Source organism: Salinivirga sp. (assembly GCF_055145285.1).
In genome coordinates this window covers 85442-101494 of sequence record NZ_JBSRDC010000019.1, presented here as the reverse complement: position 1 = coordinate 101494, position 16053 = coordinate 85442, and the positions used below count along the sequence as shown (strand labels likewise).

At 39.4% G+C, this 16053-nt stretch carries 15 protein-coding genes; 2 read left to right on the top strand and 13 right to left on the bottom strand.

Annotated elements, in window-relative coordinates; genetic code table 11:
• A partial coding sequence (locus tag ACTB0Y_RS03755; protein ID WP_463205458.1) for a hypothetical protein occupies positions 1–356 on the top strand: 356 nt, incomplete at its 5' end.
• 79 nt (positions 357–435) lie between these two features.
• Here ACTB0Y_RS03755 and dpp5 read toward each other — a convergent pair.
• From dpp5 to ACTB0Y_RS03725, 6 genes are all read right to left on the bottom strand, one after another.
• Positions 436–2541 carry a dipeptidyl-peptidase Dpp5 gene (gene dpp5, locus ACTB0Y_RS03750; RefSeq protein ID WP_463205457.1) on the bottom strand — a complete coding sequence of 702 codons (2106 nt, stop codon included), beginning with the start codon at positions 2539–2541 and terminating at the stop codon, positions 436–438.
• A gap of 25 nt (positions 2542–2566) precedes the next feature.
• Positions 2567–3619 (bottom strand): tetratricopeptide repeat protein, encoded by a 1053-nt coding sequence (locus tag ACTB0Y_RS03745; protein WP_463205456.1) that lies wholly within the window; start codon positions 3617–3619, stop codon positions 2567–2569.
• A gap of 76 nt (positions 3620–3695) precedes the next feature.
• Positions 3696–4715, bottom strand: a complete 1020-nt coding sequence (gene recA, locus ACTB0Y_RS03740) for a recombinase RecA (RefSeq protein WP_463205455.1) — start codon at positions 4713–4715, stop codon at positions 3696–3698.
• A 1-nt stretch (position 4716) separates the two neighbouring features.
• The gene (bcp, locus tag ACTB0Y_RS03735; protein ID WP_463205454.1) at positions 4717–5178 is read right to left on the bottom strand and encodes a thioredoxin-dependent thiol peroxidase; all 462 of its coding nucleotides are present in this window, start codon (positions 5176–5178) and stop codon (positions 4717–4719) included.
• Positions 5179–5311: 133 nt separating this feature from the next.
• Positions 5312–6328 (bottom strand): 2-oxoacid:ferredoxin oxidoreductase subunit beta, encoded by a 1017-nt coding sequence (locus ACTB0Y_RS03730; protein WP_463205453.1) that lies wholly within the window; start codon positions 6326–6328, stop codon positions 5312–5314.
• A 2-nt stretch (positions 6329–6330) separates the two neighbouring features.
• Positions 6331–8178, bottom strand: a complete 1848-nt coding sequence (locus ACTB0Y_RS03725) for a 2-oxoacid:acceptor oxidoreductase subunit alpha (protein ID WP_463205452.1) — start codon at positions 8176–8178, stop codon at positions 6331–6333.
• Positions 8179–8465: 287 nt separating this feature from the next.
• Between ACTB0Y_RS03725 and ACTB0Y_RS03720 the strand changes: the two genes are divergently transcribed.
• Complete coding sequence (locus tag ACTB0Y_RS03720) at positions 8466–9008, top strand: gamma carbonic anhydrase family protein (protein WP_463205451.1); 543 nt, start codon at positions 8466–8468, stop codon at positions 9006–9008.
• On the opposite strand, the gene murI is transcribed toward ACTB0Y_RS03720, so the two are convergent.
• The 7 genes from murI to ACTB0Y_RS03685 form a co-directional block, all read right to left on the bottom strand.
• Positions 9005–9793: a glutamate racemase gene (murI, locus tag ACTB0Y_RS03715; protein WP_463205450.1), complete on the bottom strand. Its 789-nt coding sequence runs from the start codon at positions 9791–9793 to the stop codon at positions 9005–9007. The genes ACTB0Y_RS03720 and murI overlap by 4 nt on opposite strands.
• Positions 9794–9847: 54 nt before the next feature.
• The gene (locus tag ACTB0Y_RS03710) at positions 9848–10363 is read right to left on the bottom strand and encodes an OmpH/Skp family outer membrane protein (RefSeq protein WP_463205449.1); all 516 of its coding nucleotides are present in this window, start codon (positions 10361–10363) and stop codon (positions 9848–9850) included.
• A gap of 53 nt (positions 10364–10416) precedes the next feature.
• Positions 10417–10932, bottom strand: coding sequence for an OmpH/Skp family outer membrane protein (locus ACTB0Y_RS03705; protein WP_463205448.1), 516 nt, complete (start codon positions 10930–10932; stop codon positions 10417–10419).
• An 11-nt stretch (positions 10933–10943) separates the two neighbouring features.
• Positions 10944–13511, bottom strand: a complete 2568-nt coding sequence (bamA, locus tag ACTB0Y_RS03700) for an outer membrane protein assembly factor BamA (RefSeq protein WP_463205447.1) — start codon at positions 13509–13511, stop codon at positions 10944–10946.
• A gap of 10 nt (positions 13512–13521) precedes the next feature.
• A complete protein-coding gene (locus ACTB0Y_RS03695) occupies positions 13522–14271 on the bottom strand; it encodes an isoprenyl transferase (RefSeq protein WP_463205446.1) in 750 nt (249 codons plus the stop codon).
• A 21-nt stretch (positions 14272–14292) separates the two neighbouring features.
• Positions 14293–14973, bottom strand: coding sequence for a type IX secretion system protein PorG (porG, locus tag ACTB0Y_RS03690; protein ID WP_463205445.1), 681 nt, complete (start codon positions 14971–14973; stop codon positions 14293–14295).
• A 129-nt stretch (positions 14974–15102) separates the two neighbouring features.
• A complete protein-coding gene (locus ACTB0Y_RS03685) occupies positions 15103–16044 on the bottom strand; it encodes a DUF6089 family protein (RefSeq protein ID WP_463205444.1) in 942 nt (313 codons plus the stop codon).
• Positions 16045–16053: the final 9 nt, after the last annotated feature.

Genomic DNA, 16053 nt, shown 5'->3' with positions numbered 1-16053 from the left:
TGAAAAATTTAAAAACAATCACCGCCGCAATTTTTATTGCACTGTTAATGAACACAACCACAAGCTTTGCCTTTCCGGCAATTAGCGCAACAGCCAACTCAGACAAGGAGCTTTACACAGCCATTGAACAATTGGTTCAATTCACAGAAGAACTTGCCGACCGCAGCGAATCAGCTTATGTTTGGACCACTTTTAAAGTAGACGAAGATGGCTGGCTCCAGGTAAAAGATGTAACAGGTAAAAAAGTTTTTGCCGACTACATCAAAAAGCAAATGGAACTCATATCTTTAGAAAACCCGGATCTTTTTGGAAAAACTTACCGGATTAAAATTAACTTTGATTTCAAGACGAAATAAGCAGTAATTTTTTCATAGTTGAACAAAGAAAAGGCGTCCTACAGATGAAGGACGCCTTTTCTTTGTTTGTAGCAAAAAACTATTTTAAATATTTATCGAGCCAACCAAAAAATTCACGTTGCCAGAGAATGCTGTTTTGTGGTTTCAGCACAAAATGGCTTTCTTCAGGAAAATAGAGTAGGCGGCTCGGCACATCGTTAAGTTGTGCAGCGTTAAAAGCCTGCAGTGATTCAGTATAAGGAATACGAAAATCTTTTCCTCCTGTTATAATCATTATCGGCGTATCCCAGTTTTGCACAAATTTGTGCGGTGAATTTTTATAAGAACGCTGCGCCACTTTATTATCCTTTTCCCAATAAGCTCCGCCAATATCGTGATTGGGGAAGAATGTTTCTTCAGTAGCAGCATAGAAACTCTCAAAATTAAACATTCCACAATGCGAAATAAAGGCACTAAAGCGACCTTCGTGATGACCGGCAAGGTAAAATACTGAATATCCGCCATAGCTGGCTCCCACAGCACCAAGACGGTCTTCGTCAATAAAAGGTTCTTTTTTTACTGCATCGATGGCTGAAAAATAATCTTTGATGTTCTGTCCACTGTAGTCGCCAGAAATTTGTTGGTTCCACTCCTGCCCAAAAGTAGGCAGACCACGGCGGTTAGGTGCAACAATAATATAATCGTTAGCTGCCATCATTTGGAAATTCCAACGGTAAGAGAAAAACTGACTTACCGCGCTTTGCGGGCCTCCCTGACAATAAAGCAATGCTGGGTATTCTTTTGTTTCGTCGAAGTTTGGCGGATAAATCACCCAAACCAACATTTTTTTGCCATCAGTTGTTTCTACCCAGCGCTCCTCAGATTTTCCCATGGTGATATGGTCATAAATATGCTTGTTCACATGGGTAAGCCTCGTTTCCTCTCCGCTTGCTTGGTCAATCACAAATAATTCGCTGGCCATACGCTGTTTCATTATCATACCGAGCAATTTCTCCCCGTTCAATGCAAATGACTGGTAGTTGTGATTACCGTCTGTAATTTGAGTGACCTCGCGTGTGGCCACGTTCATTTTGTATAACTGATATGTGGCATGTATACCGCTCACAAAATAAATTTGTTTGTTGTCTGGTGACCAGGTAAGGCCCGATACATTTTCCTCAAAATTTTTCGTAAGGTATTCACGTGTTTGTTTCTCTGTATCGTATACGAATAACCTGTTTTTATCAGACTCATATCCGGGTGTTTCCATTGATTCGTATGCAATGTAACGACCATCATGCGAATATGTCGGATATTTATCGAATCCCTTATTAGCTTCGGTGATATTGGTAGTCTCGCCATTGGCAAGGTTATAGAGATAAATATCAGAATTTGTGGAGATTGCATAATCCTTACCTGTAAGTTTTTTACAAGTATAAGCAATGGTTTTACCATCGGGCGACCAGGTTATTTGGGTATTGTCGAACCAGGGCGACAGCGGTGAATCCCAGGGTTCATCTTTCATTATATCTTTTCCATTTTTAATCAGTCCTTTTCCGGTTTCTGCATAAAAAATGTGACTGAATTTATCGTCGTTCCAGTGATTCCAATGCCGGTACATTAAATCATCAGCTGATATAGCATTGGCTTTTGGTAAATCGGGGTGCTTATCAGAAAGGTCTTTTATTACCTTGACATCTTTAGTGTATAGAATTTTACCACCGCCGGGGCTGTATTCAAAGCTATTGATACCACCTTTAATATCGGTAACTTTTTCCGGGCTTCCATCAGCTACAGTGGCTTTATAAACCTGTGCGCTACCCTGATGGGTGCTGATAAAAGCAAATTTCTCATTGTCGAGCCAACGCTGGTTAAATTGCGAGCCGTCCAGTTCAAGAACTTTCCGGGCATCTCCGCCGTTGAAAGGAATTACAAAAATCTCGGTCTTACTTTTATTGGTGGGTACATCATACACTGTAAGGCCAAAAAGCACCTGCTTTCCGTCCGGAGATAGCTTTGGGTCGCTTAAGCGGCGAAATTTCCAAAGAATTTCGGGTGTCATTACTCCACCCGCTTTCTCAGCCTGCGTCAACTCAATATTGAATTTTGGCTGTGGAGTGTCTTTTGAGGCTGTTTTACCAGCATTTTGATTACATGACCACGCAATGGAAGTAAGCACAATCATTATACTTATCAGGATTCTCATAATATTGATATTTAGTTAAGTTTGCTTATTGACGCTGTTTATTATACTTTTCGCTTAGCCGTGACAGGGCATTGTATGCTAAATCGAATTCGGGGTTTATTTTCAAACACATATCGTAACTGGCCATTGCCTTTTTTTCCTTGCCTGTAGCTTCATAACACTGGCCTATCCTGTAAAAAACACGATAATCTTCCGGATACTTTTCAATTACTTTTTGGTAATAATAAATTGCACTGTCAGGGTTCGATTTATAATTTTCCAGAATATATCCCAAATTGAATAAAAAATGCTGGTGTGTACTGTCAATGGTTTTTAATCCTTTTTTATAAGTCTCTATAGCTTTATCAAACTGCTTATTTTCCTGATAATACATTCCCAGATTATAAACGGCTTCGGGATTACCGGGTTGCACACGCATAGCATTCATGTAATGGTCGATTGCAATATCTTTGTTTAAACGCGCATTGATAAGGCCGAGCATCACATGAGCATCGTAATAATCCGGGTCGTATTTTAATGCGTCGTAAAGATCCTCAATTGCTCTTTCAGCATCACCCATTTCCTGAAAAATCATGCTACTTAGGAGATACAAGCGTGGATTTTCGGGTTCTACCCTGGAGGCTTTAATAAGATATGTTCGAGCTTCCTTATACTGCTCAACGGCCATATAAATATTGGCTAATCTTACCATAGCTTCCACATTTTCAGGAAACTTTTTATGGCATGCTTCCAATAAATCTTTTGCAATACCGGACTCACCTCTTCTCAGCTCCAGGTCAGCCAAATCAAGATAATAGACCGGTTCTTCGGGATTGAGTTTTTTTGCAATTTCCAAATCGTTCACCGCATTTTTCACATCACCATTCATCAAATGATATTGTGCCCGTTGATAAAAAAGGGTGTCTTCTCGGGGCGTTTCCCTAATGGCGCCCGACAAACTGTCAATCTTGAGTTGAACAGTATCTTTTGCCTCATTTTCTGATTGCCTGTCAGCAGCTTGTTCCTGATGATCCTTGCCGGAACAATTCCACATGAAAGCCGAAGCGGTGATTAAGATCAATATACTTTTGAACCACATAATATTTTCCTTACCTGTTAGTTATAAAAAAGCCGGATTAAGGGTTAACTTCTCCGGCAATTTATCGTTATTTAAATTATTCTTCTGGATTATTGAGTTTATCAATAATTTTTTGCTGCAGTTCATCAGCAAGTTCAGGATTGTCCATCACTACCTGCTTTACAGCTTCGCGGCCCTGTCCAAGTTTGGTTTCGCCGTAGCTAAACCATGAACCGGCCTTTTTGATAATTCCGTAATCTACGCCCAAATCAATAATTTCGCCTGTTTTAGAAATACCTACTCCATACATGATATCGAACTCTGCTTTACGGAATGGAGGTGCAACTTTATTTTTTACAATTTTGGCACGCGTACGGCTTCCTGTTATCTCGTCACCATCTTTAATGGTACTTATTTTCCTGATATCGACGCGCACTGAAGAATAAAATTTCAGGGCATTACCACCGGTTGTAGTCTCCGGATTGCCAAACATGACTCCAATCTTTTCGCGCAACTGATTAATAAATACACAGGTCGTATGTGTTTTACTAATATTGGCTGTAAGCTTTCTAAGTGCCTGCGACATAAGACGAGCCTGAAGTCCCATTTTCGAATCGCCCATTTCACCTTCAATTTCGGCTTTTGGCGTCAAGGCTGCTACCGAGTCTACCACAAGAATATCAATTGCCCCTGAACGTATGAGGCTATCGGTAATTTCCAAAGATTGCTCTCCGTTATCGGGTTGTGAAATGTAGAGATTCTCAATATCGACACCCAGTTTTTCAGCATAGAAGCGGTCAAAGGCATGTTCTGCATCAATAAATGCAGCAATACCTCCTGCTTTTTGAGCTTCAGCAATGGCATGTATGGCGAGTGTAGTTTTACCTGAAGATTCGGGGCCAAATATTTCTACAACTCTGCCACGTGGGAACCCTCCTACTCCGAGGGCAAAGTCCAGGCTAATGGAACCGGTTGAAATTGATGGAATATCTTCTATGGCACTATCACCCATTTTCATAATGGTGCCTTTACCATAACTTTTTTCAATTTTGTCGAGGGTAGCTTGCAAAGCCTTTTTCTTTTCAGCGTTTAAATCTGCGTTTTTTTCTTTGGTCATGTTATTTTATTTTTTCCAATATTTGATTGGTATGATCTTTTGGTTTTACTTGCTTAAAAATGTATTGAATCACTCCTTGCTCATCAATCACAAAAGTGGTACGGAGTAAACCCATGGACTTTTTTCCGTACATATTTTTCTCTCCCCACACACCATATTTGTTAATTACTTCTTTGTCAGGATCTGCTATCAGGTGAAAGGAAAGATTGTGTTTGGCAATAAACTTCTGATGTGATTCAATACTATCCGGACTAACCCCAACAACTTCAAAACCTTTCTCAGTCAATTCACTGTAATTATCGTTGAGGTTACAGGCTTCGGCAGTACAGCCGGGGGTATTGTCTTTGGGATAAAAATAAAGGATAAGCTTTTTCCCTTTGAAATCACTTAATGAAACAGGGTCACCATCTTGATTTTTAGCCTGAAATTCTGGTGCTTTATCTCCAGGTTGTAAGGTTATCATATTTTTTGCGTTTAACAGGTTAAATTTAATAAAATTAAAAGATGTATCCTGAAGGAGACAACAGAAATAAAAAAATTGTTCATAAAAAAAGGCTGCCTTTACAGACAACCTCTTTTTTTACTCAGTCAAAGTATTATTTGACCTCCCATGTATCACCTGTACGCATGAGGTCATCCATATTTTTAACTTTAGATTGTTTTTGCACATCCTTTATTTGCTGCTCAACGCGCTCATCGTAAGTAGGCTCAGGCATAGCCCTGATAACGCCAACAGCCACCGGAAAGTCCGGATAGCGCATATTGGCAAGCATAAGATGCATTCCGGGATTGGGCTCATGGGCATCGTGGGTTAAAATATCCTCAATAGTGTAACCATCTTTGCCAATGTTGACCACTTTCAGTTTTAATCCATCACGCACCAATCCTTTATCCTGATCTTTGCCGAAGATCATTTTTTCGCCATGCTTAAGCAAAATGGTTCGATCATCACGCACATCGCGATTTATAATATTTTCGTGAATGGCATCGTTAAAGATCACACAATTTTGTAAAATTTCAACTACAGATGTACCTTTAAAACGCGCTGCTTGCTCAAAGATTTCAGTAGTCACCTTAACCTGATTGTCAATAGCCCGTGCAAAAAAGTTACCCTGTGCGCCAATAACAAGTTCACCGGGATGGAAGGGTTTTTCAACAGTTCCGAATGGTGAGGTTTTAGATCGGGCTCCCAGTTGCGATGTTGGGGAATACTGTCCCTTTGTTAAGCCATAAATCTCATTATTGAACAACAGCAAGTTCATATCAATGTTGCGGCGAATCACATGGATAAAATGGTTTCCACCAATTGCCAAAGCATCGCCGTCGCCGGTAATTTGCCAAACCGATAATTCCGGATTGGCCACTTTGAGGCCACTGGCAATGGCTGCTCCACGTCCGTGAATACCATGAAAGCCATAAGTATTCATATAATATGGGAAGCGTGATGAACAGCCGATACCTGAAACCACGGCAAATTTCTCACGTGGGATACCGAGATTCGCCATAGTTTTTTGTACAGCATTCAGAATCGCGTGGTCACCACAACCCGGGCACCAGCGTATTTCCTGATCACTTTTAAAATCTTTCGGAGTTAATTTATTTACTTCAGCCATTGCTATTTATCCTCCAATATTTTGTTAAACGCATTTGTTAATTCATCGATGGTAAAAGGAAGACCTTGTACCTTATTATACTTTTGGTATTTAAAACCAGGAACTTTAATACTTAAATAATCAGCAAATTGCCCAAGGTTCAATTCACAAACAATTATATTGTCGAAATTTTCAAAAATCTTATCCACCCCTTTAGGTAATGGATAGATATAATTAAAATGTACAAAGCTTATCTTTTTCCCTTCTGCCTGCATTTTAGTCACAGCGGAATGAAGATGCCCATATGTTCCGCCCCATCCAACTACTAAAAGTTCTCCTTTGTCATCTCCTTCGATAGCGGGTACAGGAAAGTCTTCGGCAACTTTATTGACTTTTTTCTGACGGTACTCACTCATGAGCTGGTGATTTTCCGGGACATAGGAAACGTTCCCGGTCTTATCCATTTTTTCCAATCCACCTAATCTATGCTCAAAACCTTTCATACCGGGCACTGCCCATTTACGCACCAGCGTCTCAGGATCTCTTTCATACGGTAAATAATCTTTTTCGTCTTTATCAACGAATGGTGGATTAATTTTGGGAAGTGAACTCATTTCGGGCACCCGCCATGGTTCTGATCCATTGGCCAAAAAACCATCTGTTAAAAGAATTACGGGAACCATATGTTCAAGGGCAATTTTGCCAGCTTCAAAGGCATAATGGAAGCAATTTGAAGGGCTGCTTGCTGCTATAACTACTGCCGGACTTTCACCATGTCGTCCATATATGGCCTGCAACAAGTCTGATTGTTCTGTTTTGGTGGGTAATCCGGTAGAAGGGCCTCCACGCTGAACATCTACAATTACAAGTGGCAACTCAGTAATTACAGCCAACCCAACAGCTTCTGTTTTTAGTGCCAGACCAGGGCCTGAGGTAGTGGTAACAGCTAAATGGCCGGCAAAGCTTGCTCCTATGGCGGTGGTAATTCCAGCAATTTCATCTTCGGCCTGAAAGGTTTTTACACCCATGTCTTTGCGGGCAGAAAGCTCATGTAAGATTTCAGTAGCCGGTGTAATTGGATATGAACCGCAAAAAAGAGACATTTCAGCCTTCTCTGAAGCTGCAATCAAACCCCACGCTGTAGCCGTATTACCATTGATATTACGGTAAATACCTTTCTCAAGCTCAGCTTTTTTTACCACATAATGCGAGCTTAATGCTTCAACAGTATTGGCATAATTATAGCCGGCATGAAGTGCCAAAATATTAGCCTCAATGATTTCTGGCTTTTTGGCAAATTTTTGCTCAAAAAATTCTTCTGTGTGATTCATTGGTCTGTTGAATAACCAATATGTGATACCCAGGGCAAACATGTTTTTTGTTCTTTCAATCGATTTCATGTCCAGCCCCAAATCTTTCACAGCTTCGCGAACGAGTGTTTGTATTGGTGCTTCAATAACGTTATACTCTCCCTTTTTAAATTCAGGTAGTGGGTTTTCTTCAAAACCTGCTTTTTTAAGGTTCTTATCAGTGAAACTATCAATATTGACGATAATGGTACCGCCTTTCTTAACCCATCTTGTGTTAGCTTTAAGCGCAGCAGGGTTCATTGCCACCAGCACGTCGCAATAATCCCCCGGTGTGTGCACTTTCGCATTTCCAAAATGCAACTGAAATCCTGAAACACCACCAACGGTTCCCTGGGGCGCCCTGATTTCTGCCGGGTAATCGGGAAACGTCGCAACGTCGTTACCCAAAAGTGCAGTTGTGTTAGAAAATTGTGTACCGGTCATCTGCATTCCATCGCCGGAATCACCTGAAAACCGGATAACAACCTCTTCTTTTTCAATCTTCTTTTTTGTAGTTGCCATAGCTTATTTATTTGATAAACAAAAAGCGAACCTCGTGCGTATTATAAATGCTGTGCGAATAAACACACAGCACCTTAAAAATTTATGTACGCAAACAGATTCGACTTCTAATTTTGAATTTAACCCCATATAAGTTAAATTCTTTTTGATTGATTGATAAACGTTTTGGTTTGTATTTGAAAACAAAGTTAAGGCAATCTTAAATTTGGGCAAACAAAAATTGAAGTGTTTTTCATAGTTTTGTTGCCCAAAATGTTATTTATAACAATTATAAGTAAAAATATACTATGGCATTAATAAAATCAGTAAGAGGCTTTGATCCCGGGTGGGGATCGGAATGTTTTTTTGCAGATAACGCTACCATTATCGGAGATGTAAAAATGGGTGATGAATGTACCATTTGGTTTAATACCGTTTTGCGTGGTGATGTAAACTCAATCCGTATAGGAAATAAGGTGAATATACAAGATGGAAGCGTGCTGCATACATTGCATCAAAAATCGCAAGTACATATTGGCAATAATGTATCTGTTGGTCATAATGTAACGATTCATGGAGCAACCATTTTGGATAATGTATTAATTGGAATGGGGGCCACAGTACTGGACCATGTAGTGATTCACAGCAACACAATTATTGCTGCCAATGCTTTGGTATTGGCCGGTACCGAAGTGGAACCCAATAGTATTTATGCCGGTATTCCGGCAAAAAAGGTAAAAGACATTGACCCGGAACAAACGCAGGAAATGATTGAGAAAATTGCCAACAATTACACTATGTATGCTGGTTGGTACAAAGAGGATAAAACATCCGAAAAACAGGGTGATTAAAGATCTAATTTATATGTCTCGTACAGACCCTTTACAAAGGTACCGGCAAAATTTTTCAACTTATTTAAATCCCCGGTTGTATATAGTTGTACTTTTCCTTTTGAATTTGTTGTTACCGCCTTGTGGCTAAGCAATAATTGTCTTGTGCGCCTGGCTACAGGTAGTGCCGGGTCAATTATTTTTAGGGTAGGTGCAACTTTTTTGATCGTATTTATCAAAAAAGGATAATGTGTACAGCCGAGGACCAAATAGTCTGCGTGCTTCTCAATCATTGGTTTTGTGTATTCTTTAAGCAAATGGAAGGCTTCTGAACTGTTAGATTCATTGTTTTCGACCAGCTCTACTAATCCACATCCTTTCTGGATTAGGACTTCGACATGGCTAGCATATTTTTCGCGCGTTTCCTGGAAAAGATGCCCGTTGAAGGTATTTGGTGTGGCCAAAACACCAACTACGTTGGTTTTTGTGAGCTCTGCCGCAGGTTTAATTGCAGGCTCCATGCCCACAAAAGGCATGTGGTATTTTGATCTTAAATAATCAATGGCCGCGGCAGTGGCAGTATTACAAGCCACAACAATCAGTTTAACACCACGACCGATCAAGTAATCAACGATTTGGTCAATCCTTTTCCTGAGTTCGTCATAGCTCTTACTCCCGTAAGGGCACCATGAACTATCGGCCACGTATATAAAATGCTCATCAGGTAAAATATTTACCAGATGGTTTAAAACACTTATACCACCCAGACCAGAATCGAAAACACCAATTGCGTTATTTTTATGCATAAAAAAAGGCTATCTAATGCAAAGATAGCCTTCTATTTTAATTGTGAAAATCTCTTATTGAATACCCAACTTCTTTTTTACCATTTGGGTAATATCAATACTTGTTGGAGCTGTGTATAGCACGGGGCCACCTTCAACAGCATCAAGAATATAGGTAAAACCATTTTCTTGTGCTACATCATCAATAGCTTTTTGCACTTTAGTGATAATGGGCTGTTGCAGTTCCCTTTCTTTTTTTCTCAAATCTTCCTGCGCTGAATTTCTAAAGTTTTCCATTCTCCGTTGCAATTCTGTAATTTCTTCTTCTTTGGCTTGCCGCAACAGGGGCGAAAGAGAATCAGCTCTTGATGAGTAGTTTTGATATTTGGTTTGCAATTCTGTTTGCATTTCACCCAAAGCACTTTCAAGGTCCTTGGCGTGCTTTTGGAGTTCTTTTTGGGCTCGCTCAAATTCTGGCATTTGCTGCACCAACACATTTGAGTTAATGTGTCCTATTTTGAGGTCCTTTTGCGCAAAGGATACACCACCAGCAATGGTTAAAGCCGCTAAAAATAATAATACTCGCTTCATTTCTTTATCTGTTTAATTTTACATTCAAATTTATGTGATACAAATATACAAAGTTAATTCTGATAACCCAGTTTTTCAAGTACTTCATCGCTTTTATCGTACTTAGGATCATTGTACAAGATTCCCATGCCAGATGCTACATCAAAAATTATTGCATAGTTACCATTCTCTCCTATTTCTTTTATAGCATTAAAAACTTCATCCTGAATGGGCTTAATTAATTCCTGTCTTTTTTGAAAAAGGTCGCCTTCCTGACCAAAATGTTTCTTTTGCAACTCTTTAACTTCCCGTTCTTTCTGCAATATTTCTTCTTCCCTCTTTTTCTTCAGCTCATCACTGAGCAATACCTTTTCTACCTCGTATTCCTTATAAAGTTTTTCAATTTCGGTATACATGGTTTCTATTTCATTTTGCCATTCCTGGGCAATTATATCTAATTGCTTTTGGGCTGATTCATATTCAGGAATATTGTCCAGTACGTATCTTGTATCTACGTATGCAAACCGTTGGGCTTTGCCAATTCCTGCAAAAAGCAAAAGCGTCAGCAATATTAGACTTATCCTTTTCATATTTATAATTTTTAGAAACGTTGACCAATTGTAAATGCAAACTGTCCTTTATTGGCATCAGGTAAATTAGGAATATCATCGAAACCGTATCCATAATCGATACCCAGCATACCAAACATTGACAGATATATTCTAAGACCTACACCAACTGAACGTTTTAAATCAAATGGTGAAAACTCATTGAAATCGTACCAGGCATTACCAGCCTCAAAGAATGTGAGTGCATAAAATGTAGCATTCGGGTTCAATGACAATGGATACCTCAATTCAAAAGTGATTTTTTCGTAAAGGTTACCTCCGCCTTCTGGGGTTAAAGAACCATATTGACCTTGTAACCCCTGATTAGCATATCCCCTTAATCCAACTGTTTCTGTTCCATAAAGATTGTAGCCTGATAATCCATCACCACCTAACTGAAAGCTCTCAAAGGGAGATGGCCCGATACTATTGCTGAAATATCCCAAATAACCAAATTCCAGATTCGTATTCAAAACTAATTTACCAATTATTGAAGTATAGTTTGATGATTTGAATTTCCACTTATGGTATTCAATCCATTTGTATCGCTCTGCATTTTGACGTTTATCAATTTCGTAATTAGCTGCTGCTTCATCATCGGGGTATGTTTCATGAATATTGTCTTTTTCAGACTCAGACAACTTCCAAAAATCTTTTTCTTTAAATAAAGAGTATGGTGGTGTTATCTGTAGTGATAAGGACACGAGAGACCCGCTGCGTGGATAAATGGGCTGGCTAATGGAGTTTCTGGAGAATACCGTAGTTAAACTGAAATTATTAGAGCGCCCATTATCAATGAAGAAATAGGAATTGTACTCTTTAAGGTTATAATGTTCAAAACTTAGACTATTGTTTAATAAGAAATAAGTGTCTGGCCAGTCTAACCGCTGTCCTAAACCAACAGACCCTCCGGTTACTTTCATAAAACGCTGCACATCGTACAAACGCTGATCGACTGAACGCACGGTATGATAGAACGATACCGATAGTGAATTTGGTTTACGTCCGCCAAGCCATGGTTCGGTAAACGACATACTAAGTGCTTTGTAGTATGTACCGTTTGTTTGTCCACGTATATTCAGGGACTGACCATCGCCTGTTGGCAGTGGCCGCCAGGCACCTTTTTTGAAGAAGTCGCCTATAGCCAGGTTAGTAAGTTTTAGTCCAATTGTACCAATAAACATACCAGCACCATATCCTCCAGAAAGCTCTATCTGATCGCTCGGGCGTTCCTCGACAATATATTCAAGATCTACTGTACCATCAACCGGATTGGGTTGTGGGTTTACATTAAGCGTTTCAGGGTTAAAATAACCGAGAGTTGCCAACTCCCTGATTGACCGTTGCACATCTGTTTGACTAAAGAGCTCACCCGGTTTAGTTCGGAGCTCACGACGAATTACATGATCGTGTGTTTTGGTGTTACCTACCACGGTTACTCTGTTAATGCGTGCTTGCTTGCCCTCGTATAAGCGCATTTCAAGGTCAATACTGTCTTTAGTCACATTAACTTCTACCGGCGTAGCATTAAAGAACAAATAACCATTGTCGAGATACAACGTACTAACGGCATCTTGTGCTCCTCTTAACCGCTTCTGAAGAATTTTTTCGTCATAAACATCACCACGCTTAATACCTAAAACCATACTTAACTGCTCGTTAGAGTATTGGGTGTTGCCTATCCATTCTATATCTCTGAAATAATACTTATTTCCTTCCTTTATAAAGATATCAATTACAACAAGGCTATCCTCATTTCTATATATTGAATCACGCATAATTTTCGCATCGCGATAGCCATTTTCGTTATAAAAATCTATAATTTTCTTTTTATCTTTTTCATAGATGGCTTCAATAAATTTAGATCGCTTAAAAATATTATACCATGTTTTTTGTTTTGTATCCTTCATTTTCCGGCGTAATTGTCCGTCTTTGAAGGTTTCATTTCCATGGAAATTTATGGAAGCAATTTTTACCCGCTCATTTTTATCAATCTCGAATCCAAGAAGCATATGATTATTCAGCGCGGTATCCTGTTTTTTAATTACCTCGATTTCAGCATCGAGATAACCTTTATCGACAAAATAATTAGTAATGGTATTAACGGCTCGCTGAATTTTATTTTTTGTGACTTGTGTACCTCTTACTAAACTGAGTTTTTCTTTGATATCAGAGGCCTGGGATTTTCTTATCCCTCTAAAATAAAACGCCGAAAGACGCGGTCGTTCCTGAAGATAGATATCTAAAAATATTTTATTACCTATAATCTTTGTGGCTTTTACTTCCACGTCTGAAAACAATCCTTGTTCCCACAATTTTTTAATGGCTTTGGAGATTTTTTCTCCGGGTACTTCAATGGTTTCTCCTACTTCTAATCCCGATAGGGATACCAATACACCATGATCAAGAAATTTGACCCCGGATACAGTAACCCCACCAATTTCAAATGTTCTGGGGTTATTGTAATCAAGATTATTGAGTGTATTATTTAGCGAAACCTGTGTAAGTCCTGATAAAGATATGAAACTAAAGATTACTAATAAAAAGCTTATTCTACGCATTCCCGTCTAATTATTTTTTTTGTAGTTGTTCACTAATTTTGCCAAAACGTCTTTCTCTACTTTGAAAAGCTAAGATGGCCTCAAAGAAATCATTTTTTCTGAAATCTGGCCAAAGTTTTGGGGTAAAATATAATTCGGCATAGGCCAGTTGATATAATAAAAAATTGCTTAGCCTTTGCTCTCCACTTGTTCTGATCAGCAATTCCGGATCAGGCATATTGGCTGTTTCAAGATGATTTTTAAAAATTTGCTCGTTAATTTGCTCTGCATCTATTTCACCTGCCTTTACTTTTTGTGCAATATTTTTGAGTGCTTTGTTAATCTCCCATCGCGAACTATAACTCAATGCCAGCGTTAAGATTGTACGCTTATTATTGAGCGTTTTTTGCTTTGCCTCCACAAGTTTTTTCTGTACATCTTTTGGTAGCGAAGCAATATCCCCAATGGTCTCAAGTTTTACATCGTTTTTTAGCAGTGTGGAGGTCTCCTGGTTAATGGTTTGTATGAGCAATGACATTAATGCATCAACCTCAGTTCTTGGCCGATTCCAGTTTTCTGTTGAAAAGGCATACAATGTAAGATAGTCTACCCCAACCTCTGCGGCAGCTTCTGTTGTTTCCCTAACAGCAGCAACACCATTTTTGTGTCCAAAAATTCGTTTATTACCTTTCTTTTTGGCCCATCGGCCATTACCATCCATGATAATGGCAACATGTTTAGGTAGCTGGCCTTCAGCCACTTGTTCCTTCAGGGTCTTCATCGTCCTCTCTCTTCTGTTATTTTATAAATAGGCGGGGCAAGTTACACAATCTTTCAATTTATACGATAGGAAAACACCAAAAAATGTAAACCAATCGTCGTTTTGAGGATTCGCCCTCTGCTTTAACGGAAAACTTCCTGAGGAATTATATCTCCAGTCAGAAATTTTATCTAAATCGTCACGAAATGTTCTGTTTAATGTATATTCTAGTCCCATGGCCAAACGCTCTGTGAGCCCAATCTTCACTCCAACGCCAAACGGAATTGTAATATTCTCCATTGCATTTGGAGCCAATTTAAAATCGACTAGCATAAAGCCCAGGCCCGCTCCAATATAAGGGCTGGCATACCGATGTCTGACTGCTTGTTCGAACCGCAAAAAATTAAATTCGAAAAAAGCTGAGGCGCCCAGAATATCACTAGTAAACTGTTGGTTTCTCAATGTTTGATAACTAAATTCAGATAACGCATCATCTCCTGCAAGTCTGGTATATTGGAGGCTTCCTTTAAGGGCAAGCCGGCTATGAAAATTATACCTGTAAAACAGGCTTCCTGCTGGCCTTACAATTCTGAAGGGGGTCTCCTGATTGACATCCCCAAGGTATGTTGCTCCTCCTAACAATAAACCAATATCGGCGTTCTTTTGAGAAACGCCGATATGAAAAGTTATTAGAAGAATGATGGATATTCCTATTTGTTTCATCCGTTTATAATTTTGATTTTAGTTGTCGGATGGAACCTCCTTTGACTGACATTCCGTTGTTTACATGTAGTATTCCAAGTAATCATGGTCGTGTGTGTTAAGAGTCTTGTCATGGAGGTTTCATAGATACTATCGGTATAACCGAAGTCTTGGTTGTCCTTGCCTTCCGGTTTTCAGTTTGAAATTCAATGTGGCTGTGATAAATTGATACTGATCGTACCAATCACCATGACTTCTTTGTCCGCTGGGGACATAATCTTCTAGAGATTGCTGTAATTGGTCACTCATACGGTCAAATCCATGCGCCCGGTATGACAGTGCTGCACGGGTATAGTCTCCATTGGCCACTGCTTCTTCGAGGTCGGGATAATCTCCGTGTCCCAGGTCATCCATATAATCGGTAAAGGCTATACGCCACCCTGCCTCAATATTTAGAGAAATGTATTTTGCAATTTTAAATTGCACTCCAATACCAATTGGTATTGCAAGTGCTACAGGAAAATATGTTTCCTTACCGTTGGGCAGCACTTCGGTATTGTATTGACGCAACGATACCCATTGATCGTCAAATAAAGTTTTAGGATTGAAATACACGCCACTAATTCCGGCAAACAGATAGGTGGGTAAAATAAAATTCTTAAATCGTTGCGATGCGCCTAAGAAATTATAAATATTCCTTTTCTTCTGTTCTGTAATTATATAAAATTCATATTGTGCAGAGAATTCCGTTATGGAAGTTCTGACTTCGTATTGGTTCTGAGGGAATGCTCCATAAGCGTCATTTGCATAAAGAAAACCAGTAGTAACTACGGCCTTGGCTTTATGCCTGTCGCTAAATGCCATACGCATTCCAATTACACCAACAGGGCGCCATGCGTTTACATTTGTCCAAAAATATTTTGATAATCCACTATTTTCAGCTTCGCCCACATCGCTCATAAAATTAGAGATACCGCCTCCAGCGATAAGTTCGTAACGCAATTTGCGCCATTTGTATACCTGGCCGTCTGCATTAATACTGAAGCTTACAAAAAGCACCATAAAAAGCAGGAAATGCGTTATAAACTTCATATGTGATTG